This is a genomic window from Pseudomonas sp. SDT291_1_S447 (genome assembly GCF_054070155.1).
On record NZ_JBSVXS010000021.1, the window covers coordinates 19,245 to 38,647 of the forward strand.

At 59.6% G+C, this 19,403-nt stretch carries 14 protein-coding genes; 5 read left to right on the forward strand and 9 right to left on the reverse strand.

All coding sequences use genetic code 11. The features are described 5' to 3' along the window. Window positions 1-135 precede the first annotated feature (135 nt). The 3 genes from ACW9IR_RS09990 to yjiA all read left to right on the forward strand — a co-directional run bounded on the left by ACW9IR_RS09990 (window position 136) and on the right by yjiA (window position 3,549). Complete coding sequence (locus tag ACW9IR_RS09990) at window positions 136-2,202, forward strand: carbon starvation CstA family protein (RefSeq protein ID WP_007909776.1); 2,067 nt, start codon at window positions 136-138, stop codon at window positions 2,200-2,202. A gap of 15 nt (window positions 2,203-2,217) precedes the next feature. Continuing rightward, a complete protein-coding gene (locus tag ACW9IR_RS09995) occupies window positions 2,218-2,415 on the forward strand; it encodes a YbdD/YjiX family protein (RefSeq protein WP_003228401.1) in 198 nt (65 codons plus the stop codon). A 162-nt stretch (window positions 2,416-2,577) separates the two neighbouring features. Then, window positions 2,578-3,549: a GTPase gene (yjiA, locus tag ACW9IR_RS10000; RefSeq protein WP_102899948.1), complete on the forward strand. Its 972-nt coding sequence runs from the start codon at window positions 2,578-2,580 to the stop codon at window positions 3,547-3,549. 116 nt (window positions 3,550-3,665) lie between these two features. Here the strand turns inward: yjiA and ACW9IR_RS10005 are convergent, their stop codons facing one another. From ACW9IR_RS10005 to morA, 5 genes are all read right to left on the reverse strand, one after another. Further along, complete coding sequence (locus tag ACW9IR_RS10005; RefSeq protein WP_457463005.1) at window positions 3,666-4,376, reverse strand: GntR family transcriptional regulator; 711 nt, start codon at window positions 4,374-4,376, stop codon at window positions 3,666-3,668. A gap of 19 nt (window positions 4,377-4,395) precedes the next feature. Then, window positions 4,396-5,100, reverse strand: coding sequence for a FadR/GntR family transcriptional regulator (locus tag ACW9IR_RS10010; protein WP_034153832.1), 705 nt, complete (start codon window positions 5,098-5,100; stop codon window positions 4,396-4,398). Window positions 5,101-5,183: 83 nt separating this feature from the next. Next, window positions 5,184-6,497 (reverse strand): C4-dicarboxylate transporter DctA, encoded by a 1,314-nt coding sequence (locus ACW9IR_RS10015; RefSeq protein WP_110720273.1) that lies wholly within the window; start codon window positions 6,495-6,497, stop codon window positions 5,184-5,186. 276 nt (window positions 6,498-6,773) lie between these two features. Then, window positions 6,774-8,027 carry a serine hydroxymethyltransferase gene (gene glyA, locus ACW9IR_RS10020; RefSeq protein WP_077574612.1) on the reverse strand — a complete coding sequence of 418 codons (1,254 nt, stop codon included), beginning with the start codon at window positions 8,025-8,027 and terminating at the stop codon, window positions 6,774-6,776. A gap of 240 nt (window positions 8,028-8,267) precedes the next feature. Continuing rightward, the gene (morA, locus tag ACW9IR_RS10025; protein ID WP_457463008.1) at window positions 8,268-12,116 is read right to left on the reverse strand and encodes a cyclic di-GMP receptor MorA; all 3,849 of its coding nucleotides are present in this window, start codon (window positions 12,114-12,116) and stop codon (window positions 8,268-8,270) included. A gap of 285 nt (window positions 12,117-12,401) precedes the next feature. Here morA and ettA point away from each other — a divergent pair, with 285 nt between their 5' ends. Both ettA and gdhA read left to right on the forward strand, forming a co-directional pair. Beyond that, window positions 12,402-14,066, forward strand: a complete 1,665-nt coding sequence (ettA, locus tag ACW9IR_RS10030) for an energy-dependent translational throttle protein EttA (RefSeq protein ID WP_110720271.1) — start codon at window positions 12,402-12,404, stop codon at window positions 14,064-14,066. A gap of 347 nt (window positions 14,067-14,413) precedes the next feature. After that, window positions 14,414-15,751, forward strand: coding sequence for an NADP-specific glutamate dehydrogenase (gene gdhA / locus ACW9IR_RS10035; RefSeq protein WP_457463009.1), 1,338 nt, complete (start codon window positions 14,414-14,416; stop codon window positions 15,749-15,751). On the opposite strand, the gene ACW9IR_RS10040 is transcribed toward gdhA, so the two are convergent. The 4 genes from ACW9IR_RS10040 to ACW9IR_RS10055 form a co-directional block, all read right to left on the reverse strand. Further along, on the reverse strand, window positions 15,748-16,242 hold the full coding sequence (locus ACW9IR_RS10040) for a GreA/GreB family elongation factor (protein WP_457463010.1): 495 nt from the start codon (window positions 16,240-16,242) through the stop codon (window positions 15,748-15,750). The genes gdhA and ACW9IR_RS10040 overlap by 4 nt on opposite strands. Before the next feature lie 70 nt (window positions 16,243-16,312). After that, the gene (locus ACW9IR_RS10045; protein ID WP_038361731.1) at window positions 16,313-16,669 is read right to left on the reverse strand and encodes a hypothetical protein; all 357 of its coding nucleotides are present in this window, start codon (window positions 16,667-16,669) and stop codon (window positions 16,313-16,315) included. Between the two features lie 213 nt (window positions 16,670-16,882). Further along, a complete protein-coding gene (locus ACW9IR_RS10050) occupies window positions 16,883-18,736 on the reverse strand; it encodes an Lnb N-terminal periplasmic domain-containing protein (protein WP_457463013.1) in 1,854 nt (617 codons plus the stop codon). A 95-nt stretch (window positions 18,737-18,831) separates the two neighbouring features. Beyond that, window positions 18,832-19,320, reverse strand: a complete 489-nt coding sequence (locus ACW9IR_RS10055) for a DUF3015 domain-containing protein (RefSeq protein WP_007909797.1) — start codon at window positions 19,318-19,320, stop codon at window positions 18,832-18,834. Window positions 19,321-19,403 lie beyond the last annotated feature (83 nt).

A 19,403-nucleotide genomic window follows, 5' to 3' on the forward strand; every position in this document is an offset into this window, starting at 1 on the left:
TGACTATAGACCGCGAATGCGGGCGCCAGCCAATCGCTAAAGCGTCTAGACCAACGTCGGGGTATGGCCTTTGGCGCCGTAAGCGCTAAACTCGGGGTGGCTGTCTTTCTTGTCCACCCTGGCTGGAATAATAAAATGAAAAATAATAATAGCCTGCTACGCCACTTACCCTGGCTAGTGCTGGCAATCGTAGGAGCGTGCGCCCTGGGCGTAGTGGCATTGCGCCGCGGCGAGGCGATCAACGCCTTGTGGATTGTGGTCGCAGCCGTGGCCATTTATCTGGTCGCGTACCGTTACTACAGTCTGTTCATCGCCAACAACGTGATGCAACTTGATCCACGTCGGGCCACCCCCGCCGTGCTCAACAACGACGGTCTGGACTATGTGCCGACCAACAAACACATTCTTTTCGGTCACCACTTCGCTGCCATCGCTGGCGCGGGGCCTCTGGTCGGCCCGGTATTGGCCGCGCAGATGGGCTACTTGCCCGGTACGCTGTGGCTGATAGCTGGGGTGGTGCTGGCGGGCGCGGTGCAGGACTTCATGGTTCTGTTCATGTCGACCCGGCGCAACGGCCGTTCCCTGGGCGACATGGTGCGTGAAGAAATGGGCCGCATTCCCGGCACCATCGCCCTGTTCGGCTGCTTCCTGATCATGATCATCATCCTCGCGGTGCTGGCGCTGATCGTGGTTAAAGCGCTGGCCGAGAGCCCGTGGGGCATCTTCACCGTGATGGCAACCATCCCGATCGCGATGTTCATGGGCATTTACATGCGCTACATCCGCCCGGGCCGCATCGGCGAGATCTCCGTGGTCGGCGTATTGCTGCTGCTCGGTTCGATCTGGCTCGGCGGGCAGATTGCTGCTGATCCGGTGTGGGCCAAGGCCTTCACCTTCACTGGCGTGCAGATTACCTGGATGCTGGTCGGTTACGGTTTCGTCGCTGCATCGCTGCCGGTGTGGCTGATTCTGGCACCGCGTGACTACCTGTCGACGTTCCTCAAGATCGGCACCATCGTCGCCTTGGCGATCGGTATTCTGATCACCATGCCTGAGCTGAAAATGCCGGCGCTGACCCAGTTTGTCGATGGCACTGGCCCGGTGTGGAAGGGCGGTCTGTTCCCGTTCCTGTTCATCACCATCGCCTGCGGTGCGGTGTCCGGTTTCCACGCACTGATTTCTTCGGGCACCACGCCGAAGCTGCTGGATAACGAAACCAACGCCCGTTACATCGGTTACGGCGGCATGCTGATGGAATCGTTCGTCGCGATCATGGCCATGGTTGCCGCGTCGGTGATCGAGCCTGGCGTGTACTTCGCCATGAACAGCCCGGCCGCCGTAGTCGGCAGTGATGTCGCATCGGTAGCACAAGTGGTCAGCAGTTGGGGCTTTGCGATCACGCCGGAAGCGCTGCAAGCCGTGGCGCATGACATCGGTGAAACCACCATCCTGGCCCGTGCCGGTGGTGCGCCGACCCTGGCGGTCGGTATCGCGCAGATCCTGCACAGTGTCCTGCCGGGTGAAAACACCATGGCGTTCTGGTACCACTTCGCGATTCTGTTCGAAGCGCTGTTCATCCTGACTGCTGTGGACGCCGGCACCCGCGCCGGGCGCTTCATGCTGCAGGACCTGCTCGGCTCCTTCGTTCCGGCGCTGAAACGCACCGAATCGTGGACCGCCAACCTGATCGCCACCGCTGGTTGTGTGGCGATGTGGGGCTGGTTGCTGTACCAAGGCGTGATCGATCCACTGGGCGGCATCAACACCCTGTGGCCACTGTTCGGTATCTCTAACCAGATGCTGGCCGGTATCGCGCTGATGCTCGGCACCGTGGTTCTGATCAAAATGAAGCGCCAGCGCTACATCTGGGTCACCCTACTGCCGGCTACCTGGCTGCTGATTTGCACCACGACTGCAGGCTTCATCAAACTGTTCGATGCCAACCCGGCGATCGGCTTCCTGTCGCTGGCCAAGAAATACAGCGATGCGCTGGCCAACGGTCAGGTGCTGGCCCCGGCAAAAAGCGTTGAACAGATGCAGCATGTGATCTTCAACGCTTACACCAACGCAACGCTCACCGCGCTGTTCCTGTTCGTGGTCTTCAGTATCCTGTTCTATGCGCTCAAGGTCGGCATCGCCGCCTGGGGCAAAAAAGAGCGTACGGATAAAGAATCGCCATTCCAGGCTTTGCCGGATGCGTAACCAGAGGATTGCACCATGTTCAATGACCTGAGTCGCCTCGGTAAATACCTCGGTCAGGCCGCGCGCCTGATGGTCGGCATGCCCGACTACGACACCTACGTCGAGCATATGCAAACCAAGCACCCGGACAAACCGGTGATGAGCTACGAGATGTTCTTTCGCGAACGTCAGGAGGCGCGTTACGGTGGCAAGGGTGGGCCGAAGTGCTGTTGAGCTGACAGCCTGCGGTTGAGGTAATCCCCTGTGGGAGCGAGCCTGCTCGCGAATACGGAGTGTCAGTTGATGAATGATTTGACTGACACACCGCTTTCGCGAGCAGGCTCGCTCCCACAGTTGTTTTTGTGTTGTTCATTCATTTTGTGAAGGGGATCAGTTTTGTCTTCTCCCATACCTGTAACGGTACTCAGCGGTTTCCTCGGCGCCGGCAAGACCACTTTGCTGCGGCATATTCTGAAAGCCGAGCACGGCCTGAAAATCGCCGTGATCGAAAACGAATTCAGCGACGCCGGTATCGACACCCAGCTCTTGGGCGACGAGCCGGTGCAAGTCATGACCCTGGCCAATGGTTGCGTGTGCTGCACCATTCACACTGACCTGACCAAAGCGCTGTACTTGCTGCTTGAGCGTCTGGACAGTGGCGAGATCGCCTTTGATCGTCTGGTCATCGAGTGTACCGGTCTGGCCGATCCGGCTCCCGTGGCACAGACCTTTTTCATCGACGAAGAACTGCGCGAGCGTTACCTGCTCGACGGCATCATCACCCTGGTCGATGCCGCCCACGCGGACGTGCACCTGACTCAGACCATCGCTCAGGCGCAGATCGGTTTTGCCGACCGTTTGCTGGTGAGCAAGACCGATCTGGTCGATGAAGCCACGTTCAACGCGCTGAGCGAACGCCTGACGCGGATCAACCGTCGCGCGCCGATCCGTGTGGTTGAACACGGCAGCATTGATCTGGCTGAACTGCTGGATGTGCGCGGCTTCAACCTTAACGCCGATCTTGGCGGTGGGTTGAGCCTGCGCCCGGTGAGCAAGGCGCCGTCGATTGATCGTATTTCCAGTTTGGTATTGCGCACCGATCAGCCGCTGGATATCGATCAGCTCAGCGAGTTCATGAATGAACTGCTGGAAGAACACGGCAAGCAATTGCTGCGTTACAAGGGTGTGCTGAACATTGCCGGTGAGGATCGGCGCTTGGTGTTTCAGGGCGTGCTGAAGCTCTATGGCTTCGACTGGGACACCGAATGGGCCGAGGGTGAGGCGCGGGAAAGTGTGATTGTGTTTATTGCTGATGATTTGCCGGAAGAGAAGATTCGGGCGGGGTTTGCCAGGGTGGCTTCTGCCTGATGGATCTCGGTTGTCAGTGATGGCCTCTTCGCGAGCAGGCTCGCTCCCACAGTGAATTGCATTGTTCCTGACAGAACGCGGTCCACTGTGGGAGCGAGCTTGCTCGCGAAGGCGATCTAACCGACAGCACAATGCTCAAGGTCTGAGCCCAGCAGGGTCTGCTCAAGATGATCCAGATGCCGATTCATCAGCATTCCAGCCTTGGAAGCATCGCCACGTTCCACGGCCTCAACCAGCGCTTTATGTTCCTGCCACGCGCAACAGCTGTGCGTAGAACCCTCACATCGCGCAATCGCCAATGACGTCAGCGGCACCAGACTGCCAAGAAAATGCGCCAACGGTGCATTCCCCGCCATCTGCGCCAAGTGCAGATGAAACTCCCCCGACAAGCGGATCGCCGCCCCGCGCCGATTCTGCTCAACGGCCTGACGCTCGCGCTCGATCAACCCGCGCAGCCGTTTCAAACCTTCCGCTTGCGGACGTTGGCAGGCCAGACGCACCAAGGTGTTTTCGGCCAGTCGCCGCGCATGCAGAGCCTGCCGCGTCTGCTCCCGATCGGGTGCTGCCACACGCGGCCGATGATTGGCGCGCAGCACAATGACTTGTTCAAGAGATAACTGCGTCAGCACCCGGCGCACATCGGCACGACTGGCGCAGAACATCTCTTTCAAACTGTCCTCGGTGAAACGGCTGGCCGGATCGATGCGCTGCTCGAGAATCGCGTCGAACAGTCGCGGGTACAGATCCTCCGCCGACACTCTTACGCGGGAGAAGGGCAGGGGCGCAGTGGTCGGGTGGGTTTGCGACGGTGAAGCGAAACTGTTCATGGCCTGTCTCCAGTAGGGGTCAGCGACTCAAGTTGTCTTCCGGAATATTCAGCTCGATGCCCATGCGTTGACCTTCGCGCAAAATGTGCCGACGCATTTCAGCGCTGGCCTGGGCGCTGTTCTTGCTGCGGATCGCGCGGACCACCGCTTCGTTTTCTTCCAGGCGCTCGGCCAGATGCTCCGGCGAATTGCGCAGCACCTCGGCGCTCTGCTTGAGGGCGTTGCTGGTTTGCTGCACGACGCTCTGGAAAATCGGATTCGAGGTCAGGGTGAACAGCTCTTCGTGAAAGGCGATGTAAGCGCTGACCCCGGCTTCGCTGTCGCCAGCTTCAAGGGCTTCGCGCATGTCCATCAAAGTCAGGCGCAACTGGCCGACTTCCTTGCTGCTGATCGACTGCGCGACCAGACCGACGATGAACGGCTCGAGGGTGTAACGCAGTTGCAGCACGTCTTCGAGGCTGGCGCCAGCCACCGCACTGTCGTGGCTCTGGCTGTCGCTGAGTTGCGCGTCGAGCACGACCACGCCTTTGCCCGGCATCGAACGGACGAGGCCGAGGGTTTCCAGAACGATCACCGCTTCACGCAGGCTCGGGCGGCTGATGCCCAATTGTTCGGCCAGTTCGCGCTGGCCCGGCAGCATGTCGCCGGAGCGCCACTGACCACGGGCCAAAGCGGCGCGCAGTTTTTCTACGACTGAGTTGACGACGGTTGATGTGGTAATCACTTGTCTCGCTCCATGTGCCTAAAGGGGCACCGCAAACCGAGATCAAGAGATCGCCATTTGCGGCAGCGCCGATAGGGTTGAAATCAGAACTCCTGCTGGTGCGCCGGAGTTGCTGTTTTACGCGGCTGAAAGGTGTAGCCCTGCTGACCGCTGAGTACTTTGTTGGCGCGTTGTACGTCGATGTCTTTTTCCCAACGGGCGATGGCGACGGTGGCGACGCAGTTGCCGATCAGATTGGTGAGTGCCCGGCCGATGCCCATGAACCAGTCCACCGCCAGCACCAGCACCAGACCGACCACCGGGATTGCCGGAATCGCTGTCAGCGTGGCCGCCAGAATCACCAGTGCCGACCCGGGAATGCCGTGGGCGCCTTTGGAAGTGATCAGCGACACCAGCAGAATCGTCAGCAAATCAGTCATCGCCAGCGGCGTGCCGGTGGCGTTGGCAATGAACACGATGGCCAGGGTCAGGTAGATCGAGAAACCGTCGAGGTTGAACGAGTAGCCGGTCGGAATCACCAGACCCACGGTCGAGCTGCCAATGCCGAGGTGTTCGAGTTTGCGCATGATCTGTGGCAGCACGGCGTCGGACGAGGCGGTGCCCATGACGATCAGCAGTTCTTCACGCAGATACTTCAACAGCGGCCACATGCGCAGGCCGGAAGCACGCATCACCAGACCAAGAATCACGCTGACGAAAGCGATGCAGGTCAGGTAGAACAAACCGACCAGACTGCCCAGATGCTGCAGGGAATCGAGGCCATATTTGCTGGTGGTAAACGCGATGGCGCCGAACACGCCGATCGGTGCCAGCCGCACGATCATGCCCATGATGCGGAAGATCACATGGCTCAGTTCGTTGATCAGTCGCGAGATCCCGGAAGCTGCTTCGCCGACCAGATTCAACGCGCTACCGAACAGTACCGAGAACAGCAGCACCTGCAGGATGTTGTTGTCGGCAAAGGCGCCGATCACCGAGGTCGGGATCAGGTCCATGAGGAACTGCGTGGTGGTGTGCATGTGCTGGCTGCGTTCGGCGAGATCGCCCATGTCGGCTGCAGACAGTTGCTCGAGATGGATATTCGCGCCGCTGCCGATGCCGGTGCTGAAGGCGAAGACCAGGCCGATCACCAAAGCGATGGTGGTCAGCACTTCAAAGTAGATCACCGACTTGAGGCCGATGCGCCCGACCTTCTTCAGATCGCCGGCGCCGCTGATGCCGCTGACCACCACGCAGAACACGATCAGGCCGATGAGCATCTTGATCAGTTTGATGAAGCCGTCGCCGAGCGGTTTGAGCTGGGCCGAGTATTCAGGAAGGGTCAGCCCGCAGACGATGCCGAGCACCAGTCCGAGAACCACTTGGAGGAAGATTGAACGCGAGCACCATCTGAGCATGGGAGGAATCCTGGTCGGTGTCCTGGCTGCCGTGCGCTTGAACGCATCAGATTCAGGACTTAATTATTGTGGTCTTACCGGTATGTCCAGTGCGGGTGCAGTCTAGGCGCTGTTTTTTAGACATCGCAAGTGAAAATTGACGAATTGGCATGACCGGTCTGACCAGTTGTGCGGTGAGTCCCATTCTTGAGCGGTTCAGGCGTTTGAAAAAATTCAGGCGAAAAAAAACCGGCCAATCACTTGGCCGGTTTTTCATGCTGCGGATTTAACGTCGCATCAAGCGCCGTATACCGGCAGTTTCTTGCAGATGGCTTTGACTTTCTCACGAACGGCGTCAATCACCGCTTCGTTGTTCAGGTCAGCCAGGATGTCGCAGATCCAGCCGGCCAGCTCTTTGCACTCTGCAACCTTGAAGCCGCGAGTGGTCACAGCCGGAGTACCGAAGCGCAGGCCGGAAGTGACGAACGGCGAGCGTGGATCGTTTGGCACGGAGTTCTTGTTCACGGTGATGAACGCTTTGCCCAGAGCGGCGTCAGCATCTTTACCGGAGATGTCCTGCTTGATCAGCGACAGCAGGAACAGGTGATTCTTGGTACCACCGGAAACTACGTCGAAACCGCGCTCGATGAACACTTCGGCCATGGCCTGGGCGTTCAGCACCACTTGTTCCTGGTAGGCCTTGAACTCAGGCTGCAGCGCTTCCTTGAAGCAGATCGCTTTAGCGGCGATCACGTGCTCCAGCGGGCCACCCTGGGCGCCCGGGAATACCGCGGAGTTCAGCTTCTTCTCGATGTCGGCGTTGGCGCGCGCCAGGATCAGGCCGCCACGTGGACCGCGCAGGGTCTTGTGCGTGGTGGTGGTCACGACGTCAGCGAAAGGCACCGGGTTCGGGTAAACACCCGCGGCAACCAGACCGGCCACGTGAGCCATGTCGACGAACAGGTAAGCGCCTACTTTGTCAGCGATTGCGCGGAAGCGCGGGAAATCCAGAATCTGCGAGTAGGCAGAGAAACCGGCTACGATCATTTTCGGCTTGTGCTCAACCGCCAGACGCTCGACTTCGTCGTAGTCGATCAGGCCGTTGGCGTCGATGCCGTACTGCACAGCGTTGTACAGTTTGCCGGAGGAGGAAACGCTGGCGCCGTGGGTCAGGTGACCGCCGTGGGCCAGGCTCATGCCCAGAATGGTGTCGCCACCTTGCAGCAGGGCCAGGTAAACAGCAGCGTTGGCTTGCGAACCGGCGTGCGGCTGAACGTTGGCGTAATCGGCGCCGAACAGTTCTTTGGCGCGGTCGATAGCCAGTTGCTCAACGATGTCGACGTACTCGCAACCACCGTAGTAACGCTTGCCTGGGTAGCCTTCAGCGTACTTGTTGGTCAGGACCGAGCCTTGAGCTTCCATCACCGCTGGGCTGGTGTAGTTTTCCGAAGCGATCAGCTCAATGTGTTCTTCCTGGCGCTGAGCTTCTTGCTCCATGGCGGCAAAAAGGTCGGCGTCGTACTTGGCAATAGTCAAATCACGGCTGAACATGGCGGTCCTCAAGGATCGGGGGCAGAAAAGGGGGGCATTCTAACCCAATGGGTTTTGGATGGCATATGAAACGACATCATGTCGCAGACAAGTGGCGTTCATGCGCAGATCAGTGGTGTTTCTGCCGGCCCAATCGCGAGCAGGCTCACTCCTACAGTATCCGAGGTGAGCTTAAAACTTGTGACCGACATCAATCCCTTGTAGGAGTGAGCCTGCTCGCGATGGCCGCGCAGCAGGACTTCAGTCGAACATGAAGAGCGCGTCATTGCTGAACTGCGCCTCAAACCGCCCCGCCGGCATCGGCCGCCCGAACAGATAGCCCTGAACCTCATCGCAGCCATGCTCGCGCAGGAAGTCCAGTTGCTCATGGGTTTCCACGCCTTCGGCGATTACCGCCAGATTCAGGCTGTGGGCCATGGCGATGATCGCCCGGGCGATCTGTGCATCCTGCTCACCGGACGGCAAGCCATCGACGAACGTGCGGTCAATTTTCAACACGTCGATCGGGAATTGCTTGAGGTAGTTCAGCGATGAGTAACCGGTGCCGAAGTCGTCTACCGCGATGCTCAGACCGAGGTTTTTCAGCCCGGCAAGAATCTGCATGGCCTCGCTGACTTCACGCATCAGGATACTTTCGGTCAGTTCCAGTTCCAGACACGCCGGCGGCAGGCCGGTTTCGCGCAGGATCGTCGCGATCCGCGTGCCGAGCTGGCCATCGGAGAACTGCCGCGCGGAAATGTTCACCGAGACCTTCGGCACGCGCACGCGATTCTGGTGCCAGGTCTTCAACTGGCGGCACGCCTCGCTGATCACCCAGTCGCCAACGTCCACCACCAGACCGAGCTCTTCGAGCACCGGGATGAAATCCCCCGGCGGCACCAGCCCGCGACGTGGATGACGCCAGCGCAGCAGCGCTTCAGCGCCGGTCAGGCGTTTGCCGTCGCCGCTGAATTGCGGTTGGTAATACAGGACGAATTCGTTTTGCTCCAGCGCGTGGCGCAAGTCGCTTTCCAGCTCCAGACGCTCCAGCGCACTGGCGTTCATGTCGGCTTGATAGAACTGGAAGTTGTTCTTGCCGCGTTCCTTGGCGTGGTACATCGCGGTGTCGGCGTTCTTCATCAACTGGCTGAGTTCGTTGCCGTCCTGCGGACTCAGGGCGATGCCGATACTGGCGGTGACAAAGAACTCGCGGCCTTCAAGCACGAACGGTCGGACCAGGCTGCCGAGAATCTGTTCGGCGACATGAATCGCCCGGTTCAGCGCCATTTCGCGGCTGGAGCGATGTTGCAGCAGCAGCGTGAATTCGTCGCCGCCCATGCGCGCCACGGTGTCGTCATCGTCGACGCAGGCCAACAAGCGCGTGGCCATGTCTTTCAACATGCGGTCGCCGGCGGCGTGGCCGAGGGAGTCGTTGATCGGTTTGAAACGGTCGAGGTCGAGGAACATCAGCACCACCCACGACTTCTGCCGCTCGGCCGATTGCAGCGCAGTGTGCAGGCGATCCTGGAACAGCGTGCGGTTCGGCAAATGGGTCAGGGCGTCGTAGTAGGCGAGTCGGTGAATCCGCTGTTCGCTGGCCTTGCGCTCGCTGATGTCGCTGAAGAAGCACACATAGCTGGCCAGATCGCCTTCGTCGTCGAGCACCGCGGTGATGCCGACCCACGCCGGGTAATGCTCGCCGTTACGGCGCTTGAGCCAGACTTCGCCTTCCCAGGTGCTGTGCTGATGCAATTGTTTGAGCACATAGCGCAGATGCGCGTCCTGCTGCTCATCGACGGTGAGCATGTTCGGCAACTGGTCAAGCACTTCGCTCACGGCGTAACCGCTGACACGGCTGAACGCTTCGTTGGCTTGCACGATGTAGCCGGCCGGATCGGTGATGAGGATTGCCGAGGTCGAGTGCTCGAATACCGTGGCAGCCATGCGCAGGTCTTTCTCGGCGCGGCGCTGCTGACTGATGTCGCGACCGACACCGAGTACGCCTTCGAACGCGCCATGCTCGTCCCACACCAGCACCAGACGCAGCTCGATCGGGATCTTGCGGCCATCGGCGCGCAGGCAGTCGAACAGGAACATTTGCGTCTGCACCTGATTGCGCAACACCGCCAGTTGCTCGGGTTTGTCCAGCGCCTTGCTGACCCGATCCATCAGCGTGTAGATGCCGCTCAGTTGCTGCGGGTTGGCGATGGTCGATTGCCAGCCGTTCTGGAAAATCCACTCGGCGTCGTAACCCAGCACAGCCTGCACCGAAGGGCTGACGTAGTTCAGCGAGAGCTTGCTGTCGGTGGAGAAAATCACGTCGCTGATGCTTTCGGCGAGCATGCGGTAGCGCTGCTCGCTGTCACGCAGGGATTCGCTGGCTTCGATCTGTTCGGTGATGTCCTTGGCTACGCCGATGATCCGCGTGACCTGATCGTGTTTGTCGCGGGCCAGCGCCTGTTCGCGAATGTCGAAGCGCCGCCACTTGCCGTCGCGATGGCGGAAGCGCAGTTGGCATTGCAGCAACTGGCTGTAACCGGCGTGACGCTGCATCTGCCGCGAACGATGGTAATAGTCGGCGTCTTCCGGGTGCAGCAGGATCTCCCAGAAGTACTCGCCCATCTGGTGCAGTTCGGTGCGGTTGTAGCCGAGGGTCTGGCCGAGGTGGTGGTTGCTGAAAATCATCCGCTGGCTGATCACGTCCTGCACGTACAGATGATCCGGCACGGTGCGCACCACGTCGGACCAGAAACCTTCGCGTTCGAGCAGCGACAGTTCGATCAGCTTGCGGCTGGTAATGTCGTTGATGCTGAGGATCACTGCTTTGTAGTCGTGCTGCTCGGTCGGCAGGCGCAACACCATCCACAGGTGCTGGTCGCGGCCATTGATGTCCGGCAGTTTGATTTCCAGTTCCAGCTGCTTTTGTTGCTGCAGGACGGCGTCGAGGACTTGATTGCCGATCGCGCACTGGCGGTGCGGATGGCCGTCGATCAGCAATTGCCAAGCGTGCTCGCAAGAGTTGACGTTGAGCAGTTGCAACGCGACCTGGTTGACCTCGGTGACGCGCAGTTCCTGCAACAGTTGTTGGCGCTGCGCCGGTTGGTCGAGCCAGGCCTTGAGCTGGTCGCTGGTCTGGATCTGCGCCTTGTCGAAGACCTGCTTGAGGCCGGACAGGTCCAGCACGCACAGGGCCACGCCAGTGCCTTCGAAAATGTCCTGATAGCGTCGACGACCTTCGTGCAACTGGCGCTGGCGGCGGCGCATGTTCAACAGCGCAATCACCGGCAGCATCGAGAACGCCAAGCCCAACAGGCATTTGCCAATAAACGCCGGCAGCAGTTCTTCGAGCACGCGCTGGCGGTCGAACAGGCCACGCAGTTGCCAGTCGCTGCTGCTTAGCGGCACGGTCAGCACGGTGTTGGCGAGGTCGTCCGGGCTCAGCACGCCGGGCTTGGCCGAGGGCAACGCTTCATCGCGGCTGATGATCTGATGGTTGATGCGGTTTTCTACCAGCCACAATGGGCGCAGGCCGGTGTCACCCTGTTTGGTCAACGAGTCGAAGAAGGTCGGGGTCAGGCGTAACGCCCAATAACCGCGGGTGCTGCCGCTGGCCTGATGTAGCAACAGATGCACCACCGAGCCATCATCGGCGTTGCTGAAATAATGCGCCTGGGCGCGACTGCGGCGAACCAGTTCGGTGAGGTAGTCGGCATCGTGACTGTCGACAGCGCTGTCGTTGATGATCCGCCCGGAGGGGCTGAGCAACGCCAGGCTGCGCAAATCGGGCAGCGATTGCTGGAGCTTGCGCAGCAACGCCTGCTGTTCGTCGGCTGATTGCGGTTGTTCGACGATCGGTAGCAGATTGAGGGCGATTTGCGCGTTCAGCGCCATGTTCAGGCTGACCTGTGAAGCGAGGTCGGCGGTGTAATCGATGGTGTACTGACGCTGGTTTTTCTGGGTTTCGCGCAATTGGTCGAGCAGTTGCCAGAACAGCAACGCGAGCAACAAAAGCACGAGTGTCGCCAGCGCACCCTTTAATGTACCGCGCAGGGACGAGCCGGGCGCCGGTGGGGTGCTGCTCACAGAAGCTGGCGGAGTGACATTGGACAAGCTGTAATCCTGCGGTTTGGCTGGACTGGCGCGACGTGCACTATAAGCCGGACGCCCAAAGGGCGGCTAGCATGCCTTGAGTCGTGGCGAAGTGCCAGCCCCGCGCGGCTGGACTGCCTTCCGTCATTAAGGTAGCTTTGCCGGTTACGCGGGAGCGTTCCAGCTCCTAGACTCAGACTTTTTCAGCGCGCACGCATTGATAACCATCAAGTGAACGACGCGCATGGTCTGGCCGGGCTTCGCCTGCGCTGCAATCATTCATCTGTCACTGACCCAAGGTTCTCCATGGCTCAATACGTCTTCACCATGCATCGGCTGGGCAAAGTTGTTCCGCCGAAGCGGGAAATTCTCAAAAACATTTCGCTGTCGTTCTTCCCCGGCGCCAAGATCGGCGTACTCGGCCTCAACGGTTCGGGTAAGTCCACGCTGCTGAAAATCATGGCCGGCGTCGACACCGAGTTCGAGGGCGAAGCCCGTCCGATGCCGGACCTGAACATCGGTTATCTGCCGCAAGAGCCACAACTTGATCCGACCAAGACCGTGCGTGAAGTGGTCGAGGAAGCGGTCAGCGTGATCAAGGATGCGCAAGCGCGTCTGGACGAGGTTTACGCCGCTTACGCCGATCCGGATGCCGACTTCGACAAGCTGGCTGCTGAACAGGCCAAGCTCGAAGCGATCCTGCAGGCCAGCGATGGTCACAACCTTGAGCGCCAACTGGAAGTCGCCGCCGATGCGCTGCGTCTGCCGGCCTGGGATGCGAAAGTAGAACACCTGTCTGGTGGTGAAAAGCGTCGTGTGGCCCTGTGCCGTCTGCTGCTGTCCGCCCCGGACATGCTGCTGCTCGACGAACCGACCAACCACTTGGACGCCGACTCCGTGGCGTGGCTGGAGCACTTCCTGCACGACTTCCCGGGCACCGTGGTAGCGATCACGCACGACCGGTACTTCCTCGACAACGTCGCTGGCTGGATTCTCGAACTCGACCGCGGCGCGGGCATCCCGTACGAAGGCAACTACTCGGGTTGGCTCGAAGCCAAGTCCGATCGACTGGCCGCTGAATCCAAGCAGCAGTCGGCGCACGAAAAAGCCATGAAGGAAGAACTGGAGTGGGTGCGCAAAGGCGCGAAAGCCCGCCAGTCGAAATCCAAGGCACGTCTGCAACGCTTCGAAGAAATGCAATCGCAGGAATTCCAGAAGCGTTCGGAAACCAACGAGATCTACATCCCGGCCGGTCCGCGCCTGGGCGACAAGGTCATCGAATTCAAGAACGTCACCAAGGGCTACGGTGATCGCGTGCTGATCGACAACCTGTCGTTCGCGATGCCGAAAGGCGCCATCGTCGGCGTGATCGGTGGTAACGGTGCCGGTAAGTCGACGCTGTTCCGCATGCTGATGGGCAAGGAACAACCGGATTCGGGCAGCATCGAAGTCGGCGAAACCGTGCAACTGGCGTGCGTCGATCAGAGCCGCGATGACCTGGATGGCAGCAAGACTGTGTTCCAGCAAATCTCCGACGGTTCCGACCAGATCCGCATCGGCAACTACGAGATCCCGTCGCGCACCTACGTCGGTCGCTTCAACTTCAAGGGCGGCGATCAGCAGAAGTTCGTCAAGGACCTGTCCGGTGGTGAGCGCGGTCGTCTGCACTTGGCGCTGACCCTGAAGGAGGGCGGCAACGTCCTGCTGCTCGACGAACCGTCCAACGACCTCGACGTTGAAACCCTGCGTTCCCTGGAAGAAGCCCTGCTGGACTTCCCGGGCGCTGCAATTGTGATCTCTCACGATCGGTGGTTCCTTGACCGTGTGGCGACACACATCCTGGCGTACGAAGACGACTCGCAAGCGATTTTCTTCGAAGGCAACTACACCGAGTACGAAGCCGATCGCAAGAAACGCCTCGGCGAAGCGGCTGCCCAGCCGCACCGGGTTCGTCACAAGAAACTGGCCTGATTCGGGTTGGTTGCATAAAGAGCGGAGCCTTCGGGCTCCGTTTTTTTTTGCCTGGTTTTTCAGGGGAACCGAGGTGTGGCGATCGCGAGCAGGCTCACTCCTACATTTGAAATGCGTTCCCCTGTAGGAGTGAGCCTGCTCGCGATAGCTGTATAACTGGTGGTGCATTTCTTGAACCCAGACTCCCCATTCAGGTGCAAAACAAGCTCAAAAAACCGCCGAATTTATATCCTGTGCACCATTTAATTTCATAACTGCGACATATTGCTCTGTTCCTGTGCGCATTTCGTTTGTTACAGTCCGGCCCAATCTCCTCCAACGACAATAAATTTGCCGAGACTTTTCCCATGATCGAATCCGTCGAATCCTTCCTCGCCCGCCTGAAAAAACGCGACCCGGATCAACCCGAATTTCACCAGGCCGTCGAAGAAGTCCTGCGCAGTCTGTGGCCGTTTCTCGAAGCCAATCCGCACTACCTGACCTCGGGAATTCTGGAGCGCATCTGCGAACCGGAGCGCGCCGTGGTGTTCCGCGTGTCGTGGGTCGACGATCAGGGCAAAGTGCAGGTCAATCGCGGTTTCCGCATCCAGATGAACAGCGCCATCGGCCCGTACAAGGGCGGCTTGCGCTTTCATCCATCGGTGAACATGGGCGTGCTGAAATTCCTCGCCTTCGAACAGACCTTCAAAAACTCGCTGACCTCGCTGCCCATGGGCGGCGGCAAGGGCGGCTCGGACTTCGATCCGAAGGGCAAGAGCGACGCCGAAGTCATGCGTTTCTGCCAGGCGTTCATGAGCGAGTTGTATCGCCACATTGGCGCCGACGTTGACGTACCGGCCGGTGATATCGGCGTCGGTGCGCGCGAGATCGGTTTCCTCTTCGGCCAGTACAAACGCTTGAGCAACCAATTCACCAGCGTCCTCACCGGCAAAGGCATGACTTACGGCGGCAGCCTGATTCGGCCGGAAGCCACCGGTTTTGGCTGCGTGTATTTCGCTGAAGAAATGCTCAAGCGCCGCGAGCAGACCGTCGAAGGCAAACGCGTGGCGATATCCGGTTCCGGCAACGTTGCGCAATACGCGGCGCGCAAGGTCATGGATCTGGGCGGCAAGGTGATTTCCTTGTCCGACTCCGAAGGCGCGTTGTATTGCGAAGCCGGGCTGAGCGAAGAGCAGTGGCTGGCGTTGCTGGAACTGAAGAACGTCAAGCGCGGACGCATCAGCGAACTGGCGGCAGCGTTCGGTCTGGAGTTCCGCGCCGGTCAACTGCCGTGGTCGCTGCCATGCGACATCGCGCTGCCGTGCGCCACGCAGAACGAACTCGACGCAGAAGCTGCGCGCACGTTGCTGCGCAATGGCTGCGTGTGCGTGGCCGAAGGCGCGAACATGCCGACCACGCTCGAGGCTGTGGATATCTTTATCGAGGCCGGCATTCTCTTCGCCCCGGGCAAAGCATCCAACGCCGGCGGCGTGGCGGTGAGTGGTCTGGAGATGTCGCAGAACGCCATGCGCCTGCTGTGGACGGCGGGTGAGGTCGACAGCAAGCTGCACGCGATCATGCAGTCGATCCACCACGCTTGCGTGCATTACGGTGAGGAGAACGGGCGGATCAACTACGTCAAAGGCGCGAACATCGCCGGCTTCGTCAAAGTCGCCGACGCAATGCTCGCGCAGGGCGTGGTTTAAGCCGGTTCGATGCGGATCACTTCAATCATTTGATCGCCGGCGGGACGCTGCCACAGCACCTCGTCGTTGAGTCGGGCACCGAGCAGCGCCCGGCCCAAGGGTGAGCCCCAATTGATCAGGCCTTCGTTGGCATCGGCCTGATCTTCGCCGACCAGTTGCACCCGGCGTTCGGTGTCGTGCTCATCGGCGTAGGTCACCCAACTGCCGATCTGCACTTTGTCTCTGGACGTTGCTGCTACGGCGACTTGCGCGCTGCTCAGGCGCTGATTGAAATAACGCAAATCCCGTTGCAGATCCGCCAGCCGTTGCTTGTCGGCCTGCTCACCTTTGGCCGATTGTTCGGCGTGCTGGGTTTGCAGTTCGGCGACTTTTTCTTGCAACTGCGCCAGCCCTTGCGCCGTGACGTAATTGGGCTGCTCGCTGACCTGCCGTTCGACCGGCTGATCGGCTTGTGCGGCGGCGTTGTCTTCGTTGACGAATGCGCGACTCATGGTGTCCTCCTCATATGAGGTTTGGGCCATGCTCGCAGGCATTTGGTTTCACTGGATGTCTGGGAGCGACCTATTGCGAGCGATAAGCCCGCCCGGCGTCCTGATCTTTCTGTTGCTGCCAGGCGCGCTCGCGTTCGTCCCAGTGTTCGTTGCGATACTGCTCGCGATCCTTGTTTTCCAGCATTGCCTGACACTGGCGGAAGCCGTCGGTCCAGCCTTCGGCGTATTGCTTGTCCTTGAGATAACGCGGCACGTTCTTGCGAAACTCGCCGCTGATCGAACCGGCCGCCTGGCGACCGCTGATGCAGCCGTCATCGAAGCCGTCGGCGAAGGCCGGTGGATAACCCTTGGCGATCAGATCTTCATGGGTGGTCTGGCAACCGCCCAGCAACAACACAACACCCAGCAAACCCGCACACCGCCACATCGCACTCTCCCGCGCCGGTTGTCCGGCTTATGGGGAAAGTCTAGAAGGGGATTTGTCGGGCGTTGGTGAAAGGCCTGTAAGTAATTCGTTGAGCAGCGCATTTCCCTTGTAGGAGTGAGCCTGCTCGCGATGGCGGTGTATCAGTCACAGCACCAGTGACTGATGAATTGCTATCGCGAGCAGGCTCACTCCTACAGGGGGCCAGGCTCGGGATCAGTAGTGATACCACTTCACTTCAAGCATGACTTCGGTTTCCGGCGTGGCGAGGTGGCTGAATTCGCGTTGCGCACTCAGGCGCAAACCCAGATTGCGCGACAATTCCCACTGCTGATTCAAACTCAGGCTGCGGCGCACTTCGCCATTGAAGAAGTAATCACCCTTGGCTTCCAGACTGAGATTGCCCAGCGGGTTTTTCCACAACACGCCGGTATTGAAACCGCCGGCCGGGGATACAAACTCGGCGAAGTCATTGTTGTGTTCAACGCGTACCGTGCCGAGGGCAAAACCCAGCACATCGTCACCCAGCGCCCACGTTCCGCCACCACCACCATTCACATGGCTGACCAGCGTTTCGTCATCATGCTTGCCCGGTACGCGCTCCAGCCCACCGGTGACCTGCCACGACAGCGGCTGCAGCAGCTCATTGCGTGGCGTCAGCGAACGAATCGTCGCCAGATCCAATTGCTGGAACTGCCAGTGATTGCCTTCGTACTGACGCAACTTCATCTGCAGGATTTCGATCTGCGCGCCGAGCGGGAAGCTTTCGGCGTTGTCGTTGAGATCGTGATAGGCCATGCGCAAACCGTACTCACCGAATGCACGATCACCACGGGTGCCGAGACCGGCCTGCCAGGTACGCGATTCGTGGCCGTCTTCCGGCAAGCCTGGCTGCGGAATGTCCAACTCAGGTGCCGGGTTCTTGTTGATCGCCCGCAGCAATTCGAAACTGCGCTGCGCCCGTTGCGGATCACGTTCCTGACCGTTGGCACGGTAGCGCTCGAGACGATACGCCGCGTCGATGATCAACGCCTGACGGACGCGTGGCAGGGCTTTGAAGGTCGGATCTTGCAACACCTGTTGATCGGCGCTGACTTTCAGCACCCAATCCTGTTCTTCACTCGTCAAAGGCTCAGCGCGACTCAGTAACTCACGCTCGCGCGAAGGGCGATATTCGATGCTTTCCACCAGCCCGGCTTCTTTCACCGCTTTGACGGTGTCGGTGGGAATGGCGGTCAGCGGGAATTGTTCGGTCAGACGCAGGCTCGGCCGAGCGACTTGCAGCAACTCCAGCAAGCGGTACGAGCAGTTTTCATCGAAGAAGAAATAGTCGAACTGGATCTGCTTCAACTCCCACACATGTTCAACCATGCGTGCGGTTTCTTCTTGGGTCAGATTCAGTCGGTATTCCCACAGATCGCGGTTTTCCAGGCTGCGGTATTCGGAGAGTTTTTCCTGATACGGCACCAGCGCGAACAGGCCCGGATAACCGCCCATCAAGCCTTTCCAGGCATACAGAATGCTGTTGTCCGAACCTTCGATGTAGGCGCCGAAGTTGATCGCGTAACTGAGCAGCGAGGTCTTGTCGGACTGCACATCGGCCTGATCGATACGCAGCAGGGTGTGGCCGAACATCGATGATGGGCTATTCAGATAGGCCGCCGGGAAGATCATCACCGCGCTGTGCGGCGAGACGTCCTTGAACCATTTCTTGTACTCGGTGCATGCCGGTGTCGGCAGATCGCTGAGATTGAGTTGCGCTTTCAGCCAGCGAGTGCGCGCCGGATAAACGCATTGCGCATGTTGCTCGCCAAGACTGGCCGGGGCGTACAGCGCTTGCACGGTGGCCGCCAGTTCATGATCGGGATGTTCATTGCCATCGGGCGCCAGAAAGAACTTCTTGTCGCTGACATAGCTGCGCCAGCCGCCAAGCTTGGCGGTTTCGTAATGACCGAGGGAAATCCAGAAGCGGTCGTTGGCCAGTTGCTGCAAACGTTGAGGGTCGATGGTTGGCGCGGCGGACAGCGGGGCGCAGACACAGAGCGCCAGCCAGGCAAGGCGTTTGAGCATAGTCGGCAACTTGAACAGGAAAGAAATAAAGACCCAAGGAGGGACGGGCCGAAAAAACAAAACCCGCTTCCCGAAGGAAGCGGGCGAGGTCGAGCTTAAGCCTGAGTTGCGTACTTGGCCAGACGAGGATCCGATTTCAGTACGGCCAGGGTGTTGGTATGCACGTCTTCAGCGGTCACGTCAGCTTTGCTGAAGATTTGCTGGAAGTGCTCGTGAGTCACAGCAGCGAAGTGCGCACGGTCTTCCGGCGCCACGCCCAGTACCACGGCATAAGTCGTCAGCGCTTCGCCGTTGCCTTTGGCCATGTCTTCGGACAGCTCGTTCATCATGCCATTCATGGCAAACCAGGATTTGCCGCCATAGGTCAGCGAAGCGTTGGTCGAGCAGCCGTTGGTGCCGGACGTCATCCCGAAGGTGGCGTTACCGGAAGTGCCGTTGGTGGTGGAAGCGAGGAAGTGAGCAGGGGTGCCACGCTGACCTTCGAACAGCATGTTGCCCCAACCGCAATCCGGGCCGCCTGGAGCTTGCGCCATTGCGTTGATGGATACAGCGGTGAAGAGAGTACCGAGAAGAATCCGTTTCATAGCTTTTTTCTCTTTGTGTGCATACCAATGGACAGGGTTCTGACACCTGGCGGTGCCAGTGGGCCAGTATTAGTTCCAGCCGC